Here is a 20,174-nt window from a genome sequence, read left to right as displayed (position 1 = left end):
CTCATTTGATGGCGAGGGGGTTGACGGGGGATCCGACCGCGCCGGTGATGGGCAGGGGCGCGGCGGTGAGGAAGAAGTCGTAGACGCCGTCGGCGGCGCAGTCGGCGGCGAGCGCGTCCAGGTCCCACATCTCGCCGACGAGCAGGCCCAGGTGCGGGAGGACGACCTGGTGCAGGGGCTGGAAGGAGTTCTCGAACTCGTTGGGGCGCACCTCGAAGCCCCAGGTGTCGGTGGCGATGGCGGCGATCTCGGTACGATGCAGCCAGCCCGCGCTCCAGAACGACAGGCCCGGCGCGGGTCCGCCCGCGTACTCGCCCCAGCCCTCGCGCTTCGCCCTGGCCAGCCGGCCGGTGCGCACGCACACGAGGTCGCCGGACCCCACCCGGACGCCGTGCGCCTTGGCCGTGGCCGTCAGGTGCTCCTCGGCGATGGCGAACCCGTCCGGCAGCTCGCCGTCGCCGATCACCCGGCCGACGTCCAGCAGCACCCCGCGTCCTGCCACGGGGGCGGCCAGGTGCTCGATGCCGGTGACCTGGTCGCCCTCGCTGGTGACGACCTTGTCGGCGGGGCGGCCGTTCCATGCCCGGCCGTGGTCGAAGATGTGGCCCAGGCCGTCCCACTGGGTGGAGCACTGCAGCGGCATGAAGATCGTGTCGTCCGCGCCGCCCAGGCCGTGCGGGAAGCCCTGGTCGCCGTGGACCGCGTCCGTGCCGGTGTCGAGCATGGTGTGCACGGGATTGGTCCGCCGCCGCCAGCCCTTCTGCGGGCCGTTCATGTCGAACCGCTGCGCCAGCGAGAAGCTCACGCCGCGCCGGACCAGCCGGGCGGCGCCGGCCCGTTCGGCCGTGCCGATGAAGTTGACCGTGCCGAGCACGTCGTCGGCGCCCCATCGGCCCCAGTTGGAGTACTTCGCGGCGGCCTCGGCGATGGCGTCCTCAGCGTTCATCGCGGCACCCGTTCCGCTGCACGCCGAGCCCGGTGATCGTGCCTTCCATCACGTCACCGGAGCGCAGCAGGCGGCCGTGGTGCAGGCCGTTCCCGGCCGGGCTGCCGGTGAGCACGAGATCGCCGGGCAGTAGCTCCACGGTCTGCGAAGCGTAGGAGACGAGCCGCGCCACGTCGAAGATCATGTCCTTGGTGGACTCGTCCTGCATGACCTCGCCGTTGAGCCGCAGCGTCACTCGCAGGTTCGACGGGTCGGGCACGAACGCGGCCGGCACCAGGTACGGGCCGAGCGGTGTGAACGTGGGCGCGTTCTTGGCCCGCAGCCAGTCGGTGCCGATCTCCGGCATGTCGCGGCGGAACACCAGCTCGCGTGCGGTGATGTCGTTGGCAATGGTGTAGGCGGCCACGTGCTCCAGCGCGTCCTCCGGATCCACCCGGAACGCCGGGCGGCCGATCACCGCTGCCAGCTCCAGCTCCCAGTCCGGCTTCACGCACCAGGCCGGGATCACCACGTCGTCGTACGGGCCGGTGACGGAGGAGGGCAGGCCGACGAACACGTACGGCTGGTCCTCGGCCGCGCGGCGGTCCATCATCGCCCCCACCTCGGCCCGCACCTGCTCGGCCGGCCGCCCGCCGGCGGGCTCGTGCGCCACGGCCAGGTCGATCACGTGGGTGCGGTAGTTCGCGCCGGACTGCAGGATCTGCCGCGGCTCGACGGGCGCGTGCACCCGCAGCTCCGCCAGCGGCAACCACGCCCCCGAAGACGTCGACGCGGCGTCGTGCAGCAGCGGCAGGACGTCTTCCCAGCTCTCCAGCAGCGCGCGCGTGGTCGGCGCGGGGACGACAGGACGCAGGTCCAGGACGCGATCGCCGACGACCAGGCCGGGAAAGGCCGGGGCGGTCCCAGCGGAGAAGGACCCGAGCGCGAAAGGGCCGGCGAGAGACAGGGATGTTTCCATGAGGTTTCCTCCGGATGCGATGCCTTAACCTTGAGCCACCCATAAGAATTTGGGAAATTTATTCTTCAGATGCAAGCCATCCACGACATGGATATGTGCGTGAACCTCGCCAACCTCGACCTCAACCTCCTCGTCGCCCTGCGCGCGCTGTTGGAAGAGCGCAACGTCACCAAGGCCGGCCTGCGCATCGGACTGAGCCAGCCCGCGATGAGCGCCGCCCTGGCCAGACTCCGCCGCCACTTCTCCGACGAACTGCTGGTCAGACAGGGCAACCGCTACGAGCTGACCCCGCTCGGCACCGCCCTGCGCGCGCCCGTCGCCAACGCCTACGCCACGCTGGAACGGCTGTTCACCAGCCGCGCCGACTTCAATCCGGCCACCGAACAGCGCGACTTCACTTTGCTCTCCTCCGACTACGCGATCGCGGTCTTCGGCGCGCGGCTGGCCCGCGTGCTGCACGAGTCGGCGCCCGGCGTACGACTGCACTTCCGGCACCTGCCGCCCGACATCGTGGAGAACCCCGAAACCCTGCTGCCCAGCGTGGACGGCATGCTCATGCCGCACGGCGTGATCTCCGGCCTGCCCGCGGTCGAGCTCTACCGCGACGAATGGGTGTGCCTGGTGTCAGCCGGACATCCGGAGATCGGCGAGCACATCATGCTGGACGATCTGGCCCGCCTGCCATGGGTGGTCTACCAGCGCACCTTCGACACCCCGGTCACCCGCCAGCTCACCATGCTCGGGCTGGAACCGCACGTGGAGGTGTCCGTGCAGAGCTTCCAGCTCCTGCCGTCACTGGTGGCCGGCACCCGCCGGGTCGCCCTCGTGCAGCAGCGGCTCGCGCACCTGCTGCGCGACCTCGCCCCCGTCCGCGCACTGCCATGCCCGTTCGAGGCGGTGCCGCTGCAGGAGGCCATGTGGTGGCACCCGGTGCACACCCACGACGCCGCCCACATCTGGCTACGCGAAACCGCCGAACGGGTGGCCGCCGAGCTCCCGGATCCACCGGCTCTCTCCGACAACGGACACGAGGCGACCACATGACACATCTCGACTTCAACCTCGTCGCCGCACTCCGGGCACTGCTGGAGGAACGCAACGTCACCCGGGCCGCCGCGCGGCTCGGCCTCAGCCAGCCCGCCATGAGCGCCGCGCTGGCGCGCCTTCGCCGCCACTATGGCGACCCCCTGCTCACCCGCGCCGGCAACGCCTACGAACTGACCCCGCTGGCGGCCATCCTGCGGGAGCGAAGCGCGGCCGCCTGCGACATGCTGGATCGGGTCTTCAGCGCTCAGGCGTCCTTCGACCCGGCCGAACCCCGCGACTTCACGCTGGCCTGCTCCGACTACGGCGCCGCGGTCTTCGGCGCCGCGTTGGCCCGCGTCCTGCACGAGCACGCCCCCCAGATCCGTCTCCATCTGCGCCATCTCTCCCCGGCGCTGGTGGAGAACGCCGCCACCGTGCTCAGCACGATCGACGGGATGGTCCTGCCGCACGGCGTCATCGACGGCCTGCCCGCCGTGGAGCTGTACCAGGACCGCTGGGTGTGCCTGATCGCCGACGATCATCCCGACGTACCCGGCGGGCCGACTCTCGATGATCTCAACCGCCTGCCCTGGGTGGTGTACCAGCGCGCCTACGACGCCCCGGTCGCCCGGCAGCTCAGCATGATGGGGACGAGTCCGCGGGTGGAGGTCTATGCCCCTACCTTCCAGCTGCTGCCCCTGCTGGTGGAGAAGACCCGGAGGGTCGCCCTCATACAGGAGCGACTGGCTCGTCTCTCGGTCGGCGGCGCGCGCGTACGCGTCGAGCCGTGCCCCTTCCCCGCCGTCCCGGTACAGATGGCCCTGTGGTGGCATCCGCACCACAAGCACGACCCCGCGCACATCTGGTTGCGTGAAAGGGCTACCGAGGTGGGACAAGCCTTGCGAAATGCCCCAGAGCCATCCACCCGCTGAATAACGGGCATCACGACTTTCCGTCTTCCGCGCACCGCGTCCGGTGTCCAACAGTGATGCTGCACATTCCCCGCGACATCAAGCGAGGCCCGCATGTCACAGCCGGCCACCGTGAAGCAGGCGGGTTTGCCGCAGCTGATTCTGCTGCTCATCGGCAGCTGCATGCCCGTGCTGGGCGCCGTCCTGCTCTCGCCTGTCCTCCCCCGCATCAGCCAGCACTTCGCCGCCACGCCGGGCGTGGACGTGCTGGTCCCAGTGATCTTGAGCGTTCCGGCGCTGTTCATCGCACTCGGAGCACCCTTCGCCGGCGCCATCGCCGACAAGTTCGACCGCAAGCGCCTACTGATCGCCGCCATGGTCGGCTACGCGATCTTCGGGACCGCGCCGCTCTACTTGGACTCGATCCAGGCGATCCTGGCCAGCCGCGTGCTCGTCGGCGTGTGTGAAGCGGCCATCATGACCTGCTGCACGACCCTGATCTCCGACTACTGGTCGGGCCCCCTCCGGGTCCGCTATCTGGGGCTGCAGACCTTGGTCGCCACCGTGGCCGCGACCGCCTTCTTCGCGCTGGGCGGATTGCTCGGGGCCGACGGGTGGCGCACGCCGTTCTGGCTGTACGCGGCGGCCGCGCTCGCCGCGATTCCCATGGCCGTCCTTCTGTGGCAACCGGCTGCCTCGCACCACAAGGAACGCAGCCCGTGGCCATGGCGCATCCTGGCCCTCCCTTGTCTGGTCACCATCGGCGGGGGCGTCGTCTTCTACACGCTCATCGTCCAGCTGTCCTATGTCCTGGACGACGCGGGGGTCTCCGACACGGCCGCGATCGGCGGCATCACCGCGCTCGTATCGCTGGCGACCGCCATCGGAGCCGGCCTGTTCGCCAAGGTCTCCGCCCGTGGGGCGCGGACGCTGCTCATCGCCGAATTCGTGGTATCCGGCCTCGGCCTACTGCTGATCTTCATGGCACAAGCGGTTCCCTTGATCATCGCGGGTGCCGTACTGACCGGCTTCGCCACCGGTGTTCTGCTCCCCACACTGCTCACCTGGGCGGTCAACAAGCTGCCCTTCGCCCAGCGCGGTCGCGGAACCGGCCTGTGGACGGGCGCTCTGTTCCTCGGGGAATTCCTCTCTCCGCTGCTCGTCAGCGCCCTGACCGCGGCAACCGGAGGGCTCGGTCTCTCCCTCGCGGTCATCGGAGTCGCGTCACTGGTCCTGGCCATCCTCACCGCGACGATCTTGACCGTCCCAACCGAACCGCTCAACGCCCCGGCAGCCCAAGAGGCGTCATAACAGCGCGGTCCAAGACCAAGCCCTGCACGATATGCGGGCTAGATCGTTTCCAGGATCGCCACGACTTCCCCCACCCGGGGGTCGTCCATGGCCTTCCATTCGGCCAGTGCGGACTGCAGGACCTGTCTGGCCGGTTCGCGCCGGCCTGCGTCCGCCAGGGCCTGGCCCAGGTCGGTCAGGGCCGTGGCCAGCCAGCGGCGGTTGCCCTTGCCCTGGTAAAGGGCCACCGCCTCGCGGAAGGAGCGCAGGGCCCGGCGCCAATCTCGCAGGGCCGCGTACGCACGTCCGAGATGACTCAGAACGTCGCCGCGCACATCGGTGTTGCCGTTGAGGGCGGCGGCATCGAGGGCCCGGCGGAAGTAGTGAACCGCGAGCACGTGGTCGCCGGCCAGGTGGCTCACGGTGCCCAGATTGTCGAGGAGGTGCGCGATTCCGTACTGACCGCCGAGCCGTTCGTACAGTGTCAGCGCCCGTTCCAGACAGCGCCTGCCCTCGGCGGGATCGCCGAGTTCGCCGTGGACCAGGCCGATGTTGCCCAGCACCATCGCCTCGCCTCTGGCGTGTCCGGCCTGCTGGAAGTGGGACAGCGACCGCTCGAAGCAGGACAGGGCGGCCGGGTGGTCGCCCATGTCGAAGTGGACGCAGCCGAGGGAGTTGAGTGTGTAGCCCTGCCCGGCCGGCTCGCCGGCGATCTCGGCCGCCCGCAGCGCCGACCGGGCGAACTCCAGGCCGTCGTGCCAGGGGATGTACCGGTCGAAGAAGGTGGTCATGGCGATGGAGATGCGCCACGCGTGCCCGGCCTGGCCGCTCGCCGCCGCGCAGGCGATCACGGAGCGCAGGCAGTGATACTCCCGTTCCAGCCAGCTCGTCGCCTGGCGGTGGTCGCCGAACGCCAGTGGCGGGATCTCGGTGGTGTACGGCTCGACGAAGTCCCGGACGCGGTGGGGCAGCAGTTGCCGATCGGCCTCTACGACGGTGTACAGGTACCAGTCCAGCAGCCGGTCCACCGCGGCGTCGCGCTCACCGGCCCGCTCCTCCTCCATGGCGCGGCCGGTGGCGTACAGGTGCACCAGGTCGTGCAGCTCGAAGCGGTCCGGCTGGACCTGCTTGACGAGATGGGCGGCGACGAGCTGGTCGAGCAGCGCGTTCGCCTCCCACGGCGGCACGCCGACGAGCGCGGCCGCGGCCTCCAGCGAGAGGTCTCCGGTGGGATGCAGGCCGAGCAGGCGGAACATCCTGGCCACCGGCGGGGTCAGCGCCCGGTAGGACCACAGCAGGGCGGTGTTGAGATCGGCGAGGGGGTCGTCCTCGCCGATCCGGAACTGCTCCAGGCGGGCCTTCTCGTCCTCCAGGGCGCTGACGATCCTGGCCAGGCCGCCGCCGCGGTGGGCACGTTCCGCGATGACGGACAGCGCCAGCGGAAGGCCGGCGCAGAGCTCCACCAGGCGTACGGCCGCGTCACGCTCGTCGGCCACCTGTCGCGCGCCGATCACCTTCTCCAGCAGCTCAAGGGATTCGGGCCCGGTGAGGGTGTCGAGAGTGAGCTGGCGGGCGCCGTCTCTCGCGGCCAGCCCGCGGAGCTGGTTGCGGCTGGTGACCAGGACCAGCGAGTTGGCCCCCGGCAGCAGGGGCCGTACCTGCGCGCTGTCGCGGGCGTTGTCCAGGAGGAGAAGCATGCGCCGGCCGGCCAGCGTGCTGCGCAGCATCGCCGCGCGCGCGTCCAGGTCCGCGGACAGGCTGGTGGCGGAGACGCCCATCGCGCGCAGCAGTGTCTCGATGGCGACCATCGGTTCCATGGGCGCACCGGGGCCGAACCCGCGCAGGTTCAGGTAGAGCTGCCCGCCGGGGAAGCGGTCGATCATCTGATGCGCCCAATGGACCGCCAGCGCGGACTTGCCCGCGCCTCCCGGGCCGCCGATCACCACGATCTCAGTACGCCCCGGCACGTCGGCCACGAGCCGGTCCAGCCGGTCCAGCTCGGCCAGCCGCCCAGTGAAGTGCGCGACGCCGGAGGGCAGCTGCTGCGGCGTCATCGAGGCGGCGACCACCTCGGTCTCGCCCGCGGTCAGGATGGACTGGTGGGCCCGGCGTAACAGCTCGCCGGGGCGTACGTCCAGGTCCTCGCGCAGGCGGTGGGTGACGCTCTGATAGGCCTCCATGGCCTCCGCCTGCCGTCCCGAGCGGTGCAGGGCGCGGATGAGGTTGGCCCACAGGCGCTCGCTGTAGGGATGCCTGGCGGTGGCGGCCCTGAGGACGGCGATCCCCTGCTCCGGCCTGCCCCATTCGAGGTGGAGGTCCGACCAGCGTTCCAGGGTACGCAGCTGCTCCTCGACGAGCAGGGAGATCTCCTCGCGATGAAGTGCCTCCGAGGGGACGTTCGCCAGCAGCGGCTCTCCGCACAGCGCCATCGCCTCGGTCAGCGCGGCCAGCTCCTCGGCCGGCTCACCCCTGCGGGATCGTCGGCAGATCTCCCGATAACGCAGCAGGTCGAGGCTGTCGGGGGTGGCGGTGATGGTGTAGCTGCCGTCGAAGGTCCGGATGAGACCGGGGGCGCCCAGGGCCTGGCGCAGGCGGGTCAGGTGGGTCTGCAGGGCCGCTCGCGCGTTGGCCGACTCGTCACCGTCCCACATCCGCGTGATCAGGTGGTCGGCGGAGACGCGTTCGTTGGCGTGCAGCAGCAACGTCGCGAGCGCGATGCGCTGCTTGGGCCCGGACAAGGGGATCTCCGCTCCGGCGCTGCTCACACGTAGCGCGCCCAGGACGCTGAAGTGGATCAAGCGACCCGCCCTACACCCCTGTGCATTCGGCTGAGCCTAGGGGCCGCCGACGACAAGTTCAAAGACCGTGGCCGCCATACCAGCCTGTCCGGCTGAGGCACCTGGGACATCGCGCGTCGGGGTTGGACGCTCGCCGACGCGGAGCCGGACGCTGCGATTCAGGGGTCAAGGATGATGACGGACGCCTGCGCCCGTAAGTGGTGGCGTAAATTCGGAGCGGCATGGAATGCTGCCTGAAAGGGCACTGACGGGTTTTGGCTTAGCCGGCTCGGCTCCGGCGTTCATCGCAGGGTGAGTGGGATCTCGGATGCGATGCGGGTCAGCTTCTCCGGGTTGCGGACGTAGTAGAGGCCGGTGATGCGGGTGTCCTCGACCCGGATCGCGATGACGCCGTCGATCTCGCCGTCCAGGCGTAGGACGAGTGCCGGGTTGCCGTTGACCACCGTGGGGTCACCGGTGACCGCGACTCCAGCCTTGCCGAGGCCACCGATGATCAAGCGGGACACCTTGCCGGCGCCGGTGATCGGCCGCGGCGCGGCCTTCTTGACGCCGCCGCCGTCGCCCACCAGGACGACCTCAGGGGCGAGCACGTCAAGGAGGCCCTGCAGGTCCCTGGTTTCGAGCGCGCGCCGCAACGACTCCAGAGCCGTCCGGGCCTCGCTCGGCGAGATCACCTCGCGAGGGCGGCGGGCATCGACGTGCCGGCGGGCGCGGTGCGCGATCTGGCGGACGGCGGCGGGGTTCTTGCCGACGGTGGCCGCGATCTCGTCGTAGCTGACGCCGAAAGCCTCACGCAGCACGAAGACGGCGCGCTCGGTCGGCGACAGCGTCTCCAGCACGAGCATCAGCGCCATCGACACGCTTTCGGCGAGCTCGACGTCCTCGGCCACGTCCGGCGTGGTGAGCAGGGGCTCGGGCAGCCAGGAGCCGACATACGCCTCCTTGCGGCGTCTCATGGTGCGCAGCCGGTCGAGCGAGCGCCGGGTCGTGATCCGGACCAGGTACGCGCGCTGGTCGCGTACCTGGCCCATGTCGACCTTCATCCACCGCAGCCAGGTTTCCTGGAGGACGTCTTCGGCGTCGGCCACCGATCCGAGCATCTCGTAGGCGACGGTGAAGAGCAGGTTGCGGTGGGCGACGAACACCTCGGTGGCGGAGTCCATCGGGTCACCGCCGGCGAGCGGCTCGGCTGTGCCCGTCGTTGGCTCGCTGCGCTCGTTCATGGCCGGCTCCTGCCGTTCGCTGTCAACTGTGCTCGCCTCACAAGACGGCGACCCTCACCGCTGTGTGACATCCGTGACGGTGGCGCACGTCACATGGCCGCGCTGTCACAGAGGTCGGGGCAGCGGCGCCTCATGTTCGTCAGGACACCGCGATCCGCGCGGTGATCGCCACCGCAGAAAGAACGGAAAGACATCATGAGCAAGGTCTGGTTCATCACCGGTTCCTCACGCGGCCTGGGCCGTAACTTCGTCGAGGCCGCCCTGTCGCGCGGCGACAAGGTGGCCGCGACCGCCCGGAACACCGCAAGCCTTGACGAGCTGGTCGCCACCTACGGCGACGCACTGCTTCCGCTGGAGATGGACGTGACCGACAAGGCCGCCGTCTTCGACAGCGTCAAGCTGGCCAAGGAGCACTTCGGCCGGCTGGACGTCATCGTGAACAACGCCGGCTACGCCCAGGTCGGCGCGATCGAGGAGCTGACCGAGCAGCACCTGCGCGACCAACTGGAGACCAACCTGTTCGGCGCGGTGTGGGTCATTCAGGCCGCGCTGCCCTACCTGCGCGAACAGGGCGCGGGGCACATCATCCAGCTGTCCTCGGCGGCCGGGCTCCTGGCAATGCCGCTCGGCGGCGCGTACCACGCCTCCAAGTGGGCCCTGGAGGGCCTGAACGAGGCCCTCGCCCAGGAGGTCGCCGGCTTCGGCATCAAGGTGACCGTGGTCGAGCCCGGCGGTTTCGCCACCAGGTCCGGCAAGAACCCCGATCCGCTCGCCAACGGCCACGTGGCCGCGCCCAACCCGATCTACGACGGTCTCCGCCAGCGCCTCGCGGGGATCGCGGGAAAGCAGCCCGCCGGCGACCCGGCCGCCGCGGCCCAGGCGCTCCTCAAGATCGTCGACTCCGACGACCCGCCCCTGCGGGTGCTCTTCGGCCAGGGCTTCTACCCGATGATCCAGCAGGTCTACGCCGACCGGCTCAAGACCTGGGCCGACTGGCAGGACCTGTCAGCGGAGGCTCACGGCAAGCTCGACCAAGAATGAAGAGTAGTCGCATATACAATGCTATTGCTAAATAGTCGCAATAATATGGAGCATGACTGACCCCACCCCGCCAGTACGGCGGTCCCTGTTCCTCCACGCGCCCATCCGGCGCGGGCCGCGCGCTGTGCTGGAGCGCATGCTCGCCCTCGTGGACGACGACACCCCGCCGGATGGCCCCGATGGCCCGGTCGCGGTGCTCGAACGGCGCATGGCCGCTCTTCTCGGCAAGGAGGCCGCGCTGTTCTTCCCGAGCGGGACGATGGCCCAGCAGGCGGCGCTGCGGGTGCACGCCGAGCGGAGCGGACGGCGCGCCTTCGCCGCGCACCCCCAGTCCCACCTCGACGTATGGGAGGAACAGGGCTACAACGCCGTCCACGGCCTATGGCTGCACCGGACCGGCGACCCGTTCGAGCTGATGACCGCCGAAGACCTGACGGCCATCGGCGAACCGCTCGCCGCGGTGGTGTGGGAGCTGCCGCAGCGTGATCTCGGCGGGCTCCTGCCCGAATGGGATGACCTGTGCGACCAGGTCGCGATCGCGCGGGCCACCGGCGCCGTCCCGCACCTGGACGGCGCCCGGATCTGGGAGGCCCAGACCTACTACCGCCGCCCTCTGGCGGAGATCGCCGCGCTGTTCGACACCGTGTACGTCTCGCTGTACAAGAGCCTGCTGGGCACACGCGGCGCCGTACTCGCGGCGGACACCGCCACGGTGGCCACCGCCAGGACCTGGCGGCAACGGCTCGGCGGCGGCATCCGCGACGCGTGGCCGCTCGCCCTGTCCGCCCTGGTCGGCCTCGACACGATCGCTGACCGGATGCCCGTCTACCGCGACCACGCCATCGCGATCGCGGCGGCCGTCAACGCCGACGGCGCCGCCCGCGCCTACCCCGATCCTCCGCAGACGCCGATCTTCCACGTCCACCTGCCGGCACCCCGGCGGGCCGTCGAGCAGGCCGGCGCGGCCATACTCGCCGAACACGGCGTCCAGTTGTACGGCCGCGTGCGATCCGGACCGGACCCGTCCCGGTGCAGCTTCGAGGTGACCGTCGGCGAGAACGCGATGGACTTCACCCCCACCGAGGTCGTCACCCTCCTCCACGAACTCCTGGAGCGCGTGCGCGCGGTCGGTTGACCGCTTGCGAAGGTCAGACTCCTGCGTCCACCAGCTTGGAGATCGCCTCCAGGGCGTCGAAGCGGGAGAAATCATCCCGAAGTTTCTGCGCACGAGCGCGATATGAGGGCGTCGACAGGACGGTGTCCACGGCGCTGCGGAGTGCGGCGTCGTCGGGCCGGGCGGTGCCCAGGTTGACTCCTGAGCCACTCCACTCGACCCGGGCGGCGATCAACGGCTTGTCCTCGGTGGCGCCCCCGACGACGAGCGGGACACCGTGCCGTAGGGCGGTATGCACACCACCGTAGCCACCGTTGGTCACCAGAACATCGGCGAAGGGCAGCAGCATGTCGAAGGGGATGAAGTCCGCCAGCCGTGCGTTGTCCGGGACAGTTCCCATGAGGTTCCGCACCTCCTCGGCACCATCCGGACGCGCGGTGGCCGCGACGACAAGGGCATCGGAGTCGCCGAGGACGCGCACCGTGGGAATCACCAGTTCCTCCAGGTCCACGTTGGCGAACGTCCCCTGCGTGGCCACCACGACCGGAGCTACGGCGCGATGGACGTGATCACGCTGGCGGAGGGGCAGCAGGTCGTGGTGGACTCCGGGCACCTGGTCGCCTACGACGAGACGGTCAAGAGCAATCTGCGCCGGGCGGTCGAAGGTAAGACGGTCCAGTCACTCAAGTCAGGCGAAGGCTTGGTCTTCGAGTTCACCGGGCCGGGCCGGATCATGACACAGACCAGGAATCCCGGTGCCCTGATCCTCCACCTGACGGAAGTGCTCCCCTTCGAGCGCGCTTGACACCGTGAGCAGGTGCCCGCCCGGCTGGATCACTCGGGATCCGGGTGAGCCGTCCTGAGTTCCCGGCGCAGCCGGGCCGGGTCGACTTCGGTCACAGCCGTCTTTCCGTCCAGCTCCCAACCCTTCCCGTACGCCGCGGCGAAGGCTTCCTCGCCCAGCGCGGCCCGCCCTCGGCGGGTCAGCTCGCGTACCTGCTGATCGGTGCGGTCGTGAGCGCCGCGCAGCCGGGAGGCGGCGCCGAGCAGGACGGCCGACTCGTGATGCCGCCCGTGCGCCGCCGCGAGCGCGGCCGCCGTCACCGCCCCCAGCGACAGGATCGGCAGGTCCCGGGTCTCCAGCGCCACCGCGTACGCCTTCTCCAGCGTCTTCTTCGCGCCGGCCAGGTCACCCAGCTCCAGGCAGAGCGAGGCCCGCACGTTGCCGGCCAGCGCCCGCGCGTGGTGACCGGGGAATGTGGTGTCACCGCGCAGAGCCCGGTCGGCGTCGTCGAGCAGTTCCCGCGCTCGGTCCAGGTCGCCGCGCCGCACCCGGAAGGCGGCCTCCCACGCGTCGACCAGGGCCGACATCTCCGGCGAGTTCGCACGCAGCGCCCGTTCCCGGGCCGAGTCGATCATCGCGATCGTCGCGTCGGTGTCGCCGCGCCGCAGGTGCAGGTCGATCCAGCGCAGGTCGCTGAACACCTCGTCGCTGAGGCTGAGTGAGCCGAACTCCCCGGCCAGCGACCGGGCCTCGCGCAGGTCGGCCAGCGCTCCGTCGAGGTCGCCGTCGTACTGCCGCTGCTGGGCGCGCATCGGCAGCACGGTGGCCTGGCCCCAGCGGTCGCCGACCTGCCGGAAGCAGGCCAGGGCCGCTTCCACGTCGGTGCGCATCTTGTCCAGCTGGCCCGCGTTCTCGGCGAACTGGGCCCGGAACATGCGGGCCAGCCCGGACAGCCACACGTCGTCGCCGTCGACCAAGCGCTCGGTGATCACGAGCGTGGTCTTCACCTCCTGTCCGAACGCGAGCGGGAGCGCGGTGAGCGCGCCGTACGGGCCCGGCAGCTCGGGACAGGCGAGCAGCCGGTCGGCCAGCTCGCGCAGCTGCGCCTGGTCGTACGCGGCCTCCTCGGTGGTCATCCCCGGCCGGGTGCCGACCCGGTTGATCAGGTAGATCGCGTGGGCGCAGTCGCGGTCGGGCGTCGGCGCACCGCCGGGCACCGCCAGTGCCTCACCCAGCCAGTAGGCCGCGTCGGCGTGCCGGCCGAGCATCTGCCAGTACCAGGTCAGGTTCAGGGCGAGAGCGACCGCGCCGGGGGCGTCGCCGGTGTCGCACCGCCGGCGCAGGGCGGCCAGCGTGTTGTCGTACTCGGCGCTGATGACTCGCATGGCCGCCAGCTGGCCGGGTCCGCACAACTGCGGGTCGCACCGGGCCATCAGCTCGGCGAAGTAGCCGGCGGCCAGGTCGCGGACGGTGTCGAGGTCGCTCGTCTCGGCCAGGCGGTCAATGCCGTACTCGCGCAGCGTCTCCAGCATGCGGTAGCGGCCCGGGTCGGGCGCGAGCTGCAGCAGCGACCGATCGACCAGGCCCGCGAGCAGCTCGGGAATCTCGGCAGCCGACACCGCGGTGTCGGCGCAGACCGCGGTGGCCGAGGCCGGCGTGACGCCGCCGGACAGGATCGAGACGCGTTCGGCGACGGTACGCTCGTGCTCGCTCAGCAGCTCCCAGCTCCAGGCGATGACCGCGCGCAACGTGCGGTGCCGGGGCAGCGCGGTACGGCTGCCGGTGGTGAGCAGCCGGAACCGGTCGGACAGCCCGTCGGCCAGCTCGGGCAGCGACAGCGTCCGCAGCCGGGCCGCGGCCAGCTCCAGCGCCAGCGGCATCCCGTCCAGGCCGCGGACCACCCGCCGGACCTCGGGCAGCGTCGTCTCGTCCACGTCGAAGCCCGGGCGCACGGCCGCCGCTCGTTCGGTGAACAGGCGTACCGACGCCGCCCGCCGGACCTGCTCGACGCCGTCGTCCGGCCCGGGCAGCGCGAGCGGGCCGAGCGGCACCAGCACCTCGCCGTCGACCGCGAGGGGTTCGCGGCTGGTGGCGAGCACGCGCAGCCCGGGGCAGCGGGACAGCAGTGCCGCGACCAGGTGGGCCACGGCGTCGATCAGGTGCTCGCAGTTGTCGACCAGCAGCAGGCTCTCCCGGCCGCCGAGCTGGTCGGCGAGTACGTCCAGCTCGTCGCCCTCGACCCGCATCCGGGCTTCGAACATCGCGCCACCGCGCAGCCCGATCCCGGCGAGCACGGCCGCGCCGACCTTGGCCGGCTCGGTGACCGAGGCGAGGTCGATCATCCAGGCGCCGTCACGGTAGTCGTGGCGGTGGCGGCGGGCGGCCTCGACGGCGAGGCGCGTCTTGCCGGCGCCGCCCGGGCCGAGCACGGTGACCAGGCGACCGGCGGCGAGCAGCGTGTCGATCCGGGCGAGGTCGTCGTCGCGCCCGATGAAGCTGGTCAGCGGCGCGGGCAGGTTACTCGGCCTGGTCTTCGCGGCGGCGGTGGTGGCGGTGCTGGCGGTGGCAGTGCTGGCGGCGGTGCTGGCGGCGGCGGTGGCGGCGGCGGGCCGCTCGGCGCGGAGCAGGTGCAGGTGGCGCTCGCGTAGGGCGGTGCCTGGGTCAGTGCCGAGGACGTCGGCCAGGGTTTCGCGGACCCGCTCGTACAGGGCCAGGGCCTCGGCCTGGCGACCCTGGGCGGCGAGCGCGTCCATGAGCAGCGCGGCCGCCCGCTCGTAGACCGGCTGCTCGGCGAGCAGGGCGGCCAGGCGGGCGGCGGCCGCGTCGGCGCGGCCCAGGGACAGCTCGGCATCGGCGAGGTCGGCGACGGCCTCGATCGAGGTGTGGGCCAGCCGGGTCGCGGCGGCGGGCGCTACCGCGGCGACGACCGTGGGCTCGGCGCCGGGACGGTCGCCCCACAGCGCCACGGCCTCGCCGAGCACAGCCGCCGCGCCATTCGGGTCGCCGGCGCGCAGGCGGTCACGCCCGGCGGCGGCGAGCTGCTCGAACCGCAGCGCGTCCACGTCGGCCGCGTCGACGTCCAGCCGGTAGCCACCCGCGACCTGCGCGACATCGCCGGCCGAGCCGAGTGCCCGGCGCAGCCGCGAGACAAGGGCCTGCAGAGCGTGGGCGGGGTCGGCCGGCGGGTCCTCGGCCCAGATCGCGTCGAACAGGACGCCCTGCTCGACCGCGCGCCCGCCGGCGAGCGCGAGCCGTACGACCAGACCCTGCAACCGCGCACCCGGAACGGACAGGGCGACGTCACAGCGAGACGCCTGAAAGGCGCCGAGCAGCGTGACGCGAAGCCGCGCACCCCCGTCCATCTCCCGATCCTCGCGTACGCACCCTCGGGTCCCCAAATCATCCGCCATGGGAAGCCTGCCGGGTGCTTGCTCGAACGCAGCGGTGACGCGGGGTGTCAGCGCCGTGTGCGCCCCTGTGAGCGCCGTGTGCGCCCCGTGTGAGCGGCCCGCTTCAGTCTTGGGGTGCCTGAAGAGAACAGGACGACGAGCTTCGAAAGCCTCGAAAGCCTCGGAAAGGGAGTTCTCATGCATGACGTAGTGATCGTGGGCGCCGGCCCGGTTGGTCTGTTCCTTGCCTGCGAGCTTGGTCTCGCGGGCTGCTCTGTCCTGGTGCTTGAGCGGGATCCGGAGCCCCGCTCCCCGTGGAAGGCGGACCCGCTCGGGATGCGGGGCCTGTCCGCCGCGTCGGTCGAGGCGTTCTACCGCCGGGGGATGCTGCACCCGCTCTTGAAGACGTCGGGCGTCAACGACTATCCCGACGCGGACGAGCCGTCACCATCCCCTCGTGGCGTGGGCCACTTCGCCGGCATGATGCTCGATCCGGCCAAGGTCGACGTCGCCGCTCTGCCGTTCCGGCTGCCCAGCCCGGCGATGGAGGGCGTGATGACGAACCTCGAAGCGATCGAGACCGTACTGTCCGAGCGGGCATCCATGCTCGGCGTGGAGATCAGGCGCGGCGTCACGATCTCAGCCATCGCGCAGAACGATGAGAGCGTGGTCGCGCGAGCCGGCGAGCACGAGTACGCGGGGCGCTGGCTCGTCGGCTGCGACGGCGGGCGCAGCGCGGTGCGTGGGCTCGCGGGCTTCGACTTCGTCGGCACCGAGCCGCAGTTCACCGGCTACGCCGTGCACGCCACCATCGCCGATCCCGAGAAGCTGCGCCCCGGGTTCAATCCGACGCCGACCGGCATGTACCTCCAGACGCCCCTGAAAGGGCACATCGGCATGATGGAGTTCGACGGCGGCGCGTTCGATCGCTCGCAACAGCCGACTCGCGAACATCTCCAGGCGGTTCTGCGCCGTGTATCCGGCACCGACGTGACGCTGAGCGAGATCCATCTCGCCTCCAGCTATACCGATCGGGCGATGCAGACGACGACCTACCGGCAGCGGCGCGTCCTGCTCGCGGGCGACGCCGCTCACATCCACTCTCCCCTCGGAGGGCAGGGACTCAACACCGGCATCGGCGACGCCATGAACCTGGGATGGAAGCTCGCGGCGACCGTGCACGGGTACGCGCCGGACGGGCTTCTCGACACCTACACCCGCGAGCGCCATCCGATCGGTTCCTGGGTGCTCGACTGGACGCGCGCCCAGGTGGCGGCCATGAAGCCGGACCCGCATGCCCAGGCGATCCAAGGAGTGATTCGCGACCTGATCGGGACCCGTGACGGAACGACCTACCTGTTCGACAAGATGTCGGGATCGTCGATCCGCTACGACCTCGGCAGCGAGCAGCCGCTGGTCGGCCGTAACGCCCCGGATTTCCGTTTCGAGGACGGCACTCGCCTCGGCGACCTGATGCAGGACGGACGAGGCGTCGCGCTCGATTTCAGCATCGACCGATGCCTCCACGGTTCAGCGATGGGCTGGGAGAGCCGGGTGCGGTATGCGGCCGGGCCGGCGAGAAACGACCTCGGATCAGGTGCCGTGCTTGTCCGACCTGACGGCGTAGTCGTCTGGGCAGGTGATCGCGAGCCTGATCGTGAAGCTTTTGAGCGGGCCGCCGGCCATTGGTTCGGTAATCCGACAATCTCCTCAACCGAGTTCTAGGAGCGTACACATGACAATCACCCTCCGACCGGGAAGCACCGTAATGTTCACCGGCGATTCGGTCACCGACTGCCAACGACTTGAGAGCGAAGACCGTCTCGGGTTCGGCTACCCGCTGCGCGTCGCGGGAGAGTGGGGACTCCGGCACCCGGACAGGCCCGTGACCTGGCTGAACACCGCCATGGCCGGCGACAAGGTGATGGACCTCGAAGCCCGATGGCAGGCGGACGTGCTCGACGCGCGCCCGGACGTGGTGTCGATCCTCGTCGGCGGCAACGACGTGGCCTGGCACACGTACGACCCGGACGGCTACGTGATCTCCGCGGAGGAGTACGCGGCGGGTTACGACCGCCTGCTCGCGCCCCTCGCCGAGGCCGGCGCCGAACTCATCCTCATCGAGACGTTCCTCCTGCCGATCAGCGGAAGCGTCGAGGTCGGTGACGTGTACGTCGGCGAGAAGGAGCGAAAGGAATGGCGCGCCGACCTGGACCCGAAGATCCAGGTCGTGCGCGAGCTCGCCCGCAAGTACGGCGCGCACCTGCTCGCCGCCGACGGCATGTTCGCCGAACTCGCCGCGACGACCGGGCCGGAGTACTGGGCCGCGGACGGCGCGCACCCGACGCCGGCCGGTCACGCCGCACTCGCGGCGGCCTGGCTGCGCCTGGTCGCGTGACCGTGCCTCGCGATCGCCCGTGACACCGCCGATCGTGAGGCGATCCAGGCCATGCCGGCGCAGAGGACTACGGCAACGTTCCCCCGGGCGTGCCCGTCTCCTCACGCCGAACCAGCGTCAAAAACATGACCAGCACCGCACCCGCCAAATAGTGCAGGATCGGCCCGGACTCCACGATTTTCCAACCCCCGAAACGGAGGGTGTCCATACACCCATCCATGACGACCTGGATGGCGAACGGAATCGTGAATACCCCGGCGATCATCACGAACAACGCCGCCGTCAGCCACCCGGCGAGTGTCCCCCACCTTCCCCGAAGGGCGAGAGTCGCGCTCAGGCCAAACGCCATCACCGCGGTGGGCCAGCCGTTCATCTCCGCCGATATGGTCTGCCCGTTGATATCTATCAGCCAGCCGACATTCGCGAAGGGGTAGTCGGCACATGAGAAGCGGATAAAGCTCCGCGTCGAGTAGGCCGGTCCTTCGGGGAAGTATCGCCAGACGGTACGCAAGGCGGGAGCCGCCAGCGCCGCCAGGGTCAACAAAGGCACCCCCCAGCGCGGGGGAACCACCGGTAACGGAAGCAAGAGGGCCGCCACGTGGTCGTAGATGGAGGCGCCCAGCCTAGATCATCTCTGGCGGGGACGGCGGAATGTGCCCTTCGGCAGGATCGTGTTCATCCCTGACCCGGCACGCCGTCGTGTCACCGGGGTCCGGAGCGGGCCCCGGTGACGAGCAGGTCGGCATGTCATCAAGCGGCGTCGAGGGCTTCGGTGATCTTGCGGGCCATCTCGGCCATGGTGGGGCTGGGCTCGCCCTGGTGGGTGCGGGCTGCTTCGATGGCGACGGTGACGGTGCCGCGGAAGTTGTCGGCTTCTGCCGGATCCTGCTGGTTCAGCAGGCGCATGGCGGCGGTCAGGGCCGGGAGCACCTGGTCGGCGAGTTCGGCCACGGACTTGCCGTACTTCACGCCCTTGGGCGCCTTGGTGAGCACGTGCCCGACCAGGCCGGTCGCGGAGGTCAGGGCGATGGAGCCGTGGGTGGCGACCTTGTGAGCCGAGCCGGCGGCACCGGCGGCCGACATCAGCGAGACGGCGCCCCATGCGGCGATCCGCAGGGTGAGCTTGTCCTGGTCGGAAAGGGTGACGGACATGATGGTGTGCTCCTTCAGATTGGATGGACGGCTGGTGGACCGCGTCTTGGCCGCGATCGCTGAACCGTTCATGGGTCAACCATCGCCGACCGCTCTGATACCGGACCGTCGCTGCCCTGACACGGCCGCTGACACCACACCGCACGGTCAACGGGCTGGTCAGCTGGGTCGAGGGCGCCCCGCGAGGGGCTCGGTGGCACGCGCGATGAGTTTCGGCCGGGTCGCGGGTCTGTTCAGCTGACCGTCGAAGGGCGTCGCACGACGCTGTCCGGCACGAGAACACCACGGAGGACACCATGACGACCACGCCGAATGACCCGACCACCGCGCTGCCCGGCCGCCCGCCCATCGTCGACCTGGCCACCTGGCAGGCCGCCCGCGACGAGCTCCTGGTCCGCGAGAAGGCCCACACCCGCGAGGGCGACGCCATCGCCGCGGCCCGCCGCCGGCTGCCGATGGTGGAGCTCGACGGGACGGTCGAGGTCGTCGGACCCGACGGCCCGGTCCCGTTCCTGGACCTGTTCCAGGGCCGCGACGAGCTCGTGGTCTATAAGCACATGTGGCACGACGGCGCGCCGCACCAGGGGCAGTGCGAGGGCTGCACCACCGTGGCCTGGCACCTGAAGGACGCCGTCTACCTCAACGCCCGCGGTGTCTCGTTCGCCATCCTGACCACGGGCCCGTGGGACGAGGTGGTCTCCTACGTCGAGTTCATGGGCTACACCCAGCCCTGGTACTCGGTGCGCGACGTGGATGCTCCGGTCGGCGGCAGCATGGGTTACCTCACCTGCTTCCTGCGCGACGGCGACCGCGTGTTCCTCACCTACTCCACGACGGGCCGTGGCAACGAGGCGGTCGCCGGGTCCTTCAGCCTGCTCGACATGACGCCCTACGGCCGTGGCGAAGCGTGGGAGGACAAGCCCGAGGGCTGGCCCGAGGGGCGCCACCCGTGCTGGTACTGGCGCTCGGACGCGGACGGGAACGCCACCTGGGGCCCGACCAGCCGCCCCGTGCCGCAGTGGACCCGCCCCGGCGCGACCCCCGTGGAGACCCTCGGCCGGCACGACCACCACCACTGACAGGCACGTCGGTCATGATCTTGACAATAGATCGCAACATGTCCGGATCATCGGTCTCGATCTGC

Annotated in this window: 17 protein-coding genes; 9 read left to right on the top strand and 8 right to left on the bottom strand. The window is 70.5% G+C overall.

Features of this window, described 5'->3' with window-relative positions; translation table 11 throughout:
* Nucleotide 1: 1 nt before the first annotated feature.
* Nucleotides 2-946, bottom strand: coding sequence for a cyclase family protein (locus ACGFNP_RS13735; RefSeq protein ID WP_393318204.1), 945 nt, complete (start codon nucleotides 944-946; stop codon nucleotides 2-4).
* Complete coding sequence (locus tag ACGFNP_RS13730) at nucleotides 936-1,904, bottom strand: fumarylacetoacetate hydrolase family protein (protein ID WP_393318201.1); 969 nt, start codon at nucleotides 1,902-1,904, stop codon at nucleotides 936-938. Before ACGFNP_RS13730 ends, ACGFNP_RS13735 begins: the two co-directional genes overlap by 11 nt.
* A gap of 99 nt (nucleotides 1,905-2,003) precedes the next feature.
* On the opposite strand from ACGFNP_RS13730, the gene ACGFNP_RS13725 reads away from it, so the two are divergent.
* From ACGFNP_RS13725 to ACGFNP_RS13715, 3 genes are all read left to right on the top strand, one after another.
* The gene (locus ACGFNP_RS13725; protein ID WP_358337718.1) at nucleotides 2,004-2,948 is read left to right on the top strand and encodes a LysR family transcriptional regulator; all 945 of its coding nucleotides are present in this window, start codon (nucleotides 2,004-2,006) and stop codon (nucleotides 2,946-2,948) included.
* Nucleotides 2,945-3,862 carry a LysR family transcriptional regulator gene (locus tag ACGFNP_RS13720; protein WP_393318198.1) on the top strand — a complete coding sequence of 306 codons (918 nt, stop codon included), beginning with the start codon at nucleotides 2,945-2,947 and terminating at the stop codon, nucleotides 3,860-3,862. Before ACGFNP_RS13725 ends, ACGFNP_RS13720 begins: the two co-directional genes overlap by 4 nt.
* A 126-nt stretch (nucleotides 3,863-3,988) precedes the next feature.
* Nucleotides 3,989-5,152 carry an MFS transporter gene (locus ACGFNP_RS13715; protein WP_393318195.1) on the top strand — a complete coding sequence of 388 codons (1,164 nt, stop codon included), beginning with the start codon at nucleotides 3,989-3,991 and terminating at the stop codon, nucleotides 5,150-5,152.
* 38 nt (nucleotides 5,153-5,190) lie between these two features.
* Here the strand turns inward: ACGFNP_RS13715 and ACGFNP_RS13710 are convergent, their stop codons facing one another.
* Nucleotides 5,191-7,929, bottom strand: a complete 2,739-nt coding sequence (locus tag ACGFNP_RS13710) for a BTAD domain-containing putative transcriptional regulator (RefSeq protein ID WP_393318192.1) — start codon at nucleotides 7,927-7,929, stop codon at nucleotides 5,191-5,193.
* 281 nt (nucleotides 7,930-8,210) lie between these two features.
* Entirely contained in the window at nucleotides 8,211-9,152 is a 942-nt protein-coding gene (locus ACGFNP_RS13705) for an RNA polymerase sigma-70 factor (protein ID WP_393318189.1), read from the bottom strand.
* 195 nt (nucleotides 9,153-9,347) lie between these two features.
* Between ACGFNP_RS13705 and ACGFNP_RS13700 the strand changes: the two genes are divergently transcribed.
* On the top strand, nucleotides 9,348-10,193 hold the full coding sequence (locus ACGFNP_RS13700) for an SDR family NAD(P)-dependent oxidoreductase (RefSeq protein ID WP_393318186.1): 846 nt from the start codon (nucleotides 9,348-9,350) through the stop codon (nucleotides 10,191-10,193).
* Nucleotides 10,194-10,245: 52 nt separating this feature from the next.
* Nucleotides 10,246-11,328: a threonine aldolase family protein gene (locus ACGFNP_RS13695; RefSeq protein ID WP_393318183.1), complete on the top strand. Its 1,083-nt coding sequence runs from the start codon at nucleotides 10,246-10,248 to the stop codon at nucleotides 11,326-11,328.
* Between the two features lie 13 nt (nucleotides 11,329-11,341).
* Here the strand turns inward: ACGFNP_RS13695 and ACGFNP_RS13690 are convergent, their stop codons facing one another.
* Entirely contained in the window at nucleotides 11,342-11,848 is a 507-nt protein-coding gene (locus ACGFNP_RS13690; RefSeq protein WP_393318180.1) for a glycosyltransferase, read from the bottom strand.
* 18 nt (nucleotides 11,849-11,866) lie between these two features.
* On the opposite strand from ACGFNP_RS13690, the gene ACGFNP_RS13685 reads away from it, so the two are divergent.
* Nucleotides 11,867-12,112, top strand: coding sequence for an AIM24 family protein (locus ACGFNP_RS13685; protein ID WP_393318177.1), 246 nt, complete (start codon nucleotides 11,867-11,869; stop codon nucleotides 12,110-12,112).
* A 29-nt stretch (nucleotides 12,113-12,141) separates the two neighbouring features.
* Here ACGFNP_RS13685 and ACGFNP_RS13680 read toward each other — a convergent pair whose 3' ends face one another.
* Complete coding sequence (locus ACGFNP_RS13680) at nucleotides 12,142-15,453, bottom strand: BTAD domain-containing putative transcriptional regulator (RefSeq protein ID WP_393318174.1); 3,312 nt, start codon at nucleotides 15,451-15,453, stop codon at nucleotides 12,142-12,144.
* Between the two features lie 162 nt (nucleotides 15,454-15,615).
* On the opposite strand from ACGFNP_RS13680, the gene ACGFNP_RS13675 reads away from it, so the two are divergent.
* Both ACGFNP_RS13675 and ACGFNP_RS13670 read left to right on the top strand, forming a co-directional pair.
* Nucleotides 15,616-17,205 (top strand): FAD-dependent monooxygenase, encoded by a 1,590-nt coding sequence (locus ACGFNP_RS13675; protein ID WP_393318171.1) that lies wholly within the window; start codon nucleotides 15,616-15,618, stop codon nucleotides 17,203-17,205.
* Between the two features lie 10 nt (nucleotides 17,206-17,215).
* Nucleotides 17,216-17,878, top strand: a complete 663-nt coding sequence (locus ACGFNP_RS13670; protein WP_358337747.1) for a GDSL-type esterase/lipase family protein — start codon at nucleotides 17,216-17,218, stop codon at nucleotides 17,876-17,878.
* A 67-nt stretch (nucleotides 17,879-17,945) separates the two neighbouring features.
* Here the strand turns inward: ACGFNP_RS13670 and ACGFNP_RS13665 are convergent, their stop codons facing one another.
* Nucleotides 17,946-18,419: a hypothetical protein gene (locus ACGFNP_RS13665; protein WP_393318168.1), complete on the bottom strand. Its 474-nt coding sequence runs from the start codon at nucleotides 18,417-18,419 to the stop codon at nucleotides 17,946-17,948.
* 209 nt (nucleotides 18,420-18,628) lie between these two features.
* Nucleotides 18,629-19,030: a hypothetical protein gene (locus tag ACGFNP_RS13660; protein WP_358337753.1), complete on the bottom strand. Its 402-nt coding sequence runs from the start codon at nucleotides 19,028-19,030 to the stop codon at nucleotides 18,629-18,631.
* A 296-nt stretch (nucleotides 19,031-19,326) separates the two neighbouring features.
* Between ACGFNP_RS13660 and ACGFNP_RS13655 the strand changes: the two genes are divergently transcribed.
* Entirely contained in the window at nucleotides 19,327-20,109 is a 783-nt protein-coding gene (locus tag ACGFNP_RS13655; RefSeq protein WP_358337756.1) for a DUF899 domain-containing protein, read from the top strand.
* The last annotated feature ends 65 nt before the right edge of the window (nucleotides 20,110-20,174 follow it).

The organism is Nonomuraea sp. NPDC049269 (assembly GCF_043197155.1).
In the GTDB taxonomy this organism is placed as follows: domain Bacteria; phylum Actinomycetota; class Actinomycetes; order Streptosporangiales; family Streptosporangiaceae; genus Nonomuraea.
The sequence above is the reverse complement of the archived record's forward strand: the minus strand, read 5'-3'. Positions and strand labels throughout refer to the sequence as shown.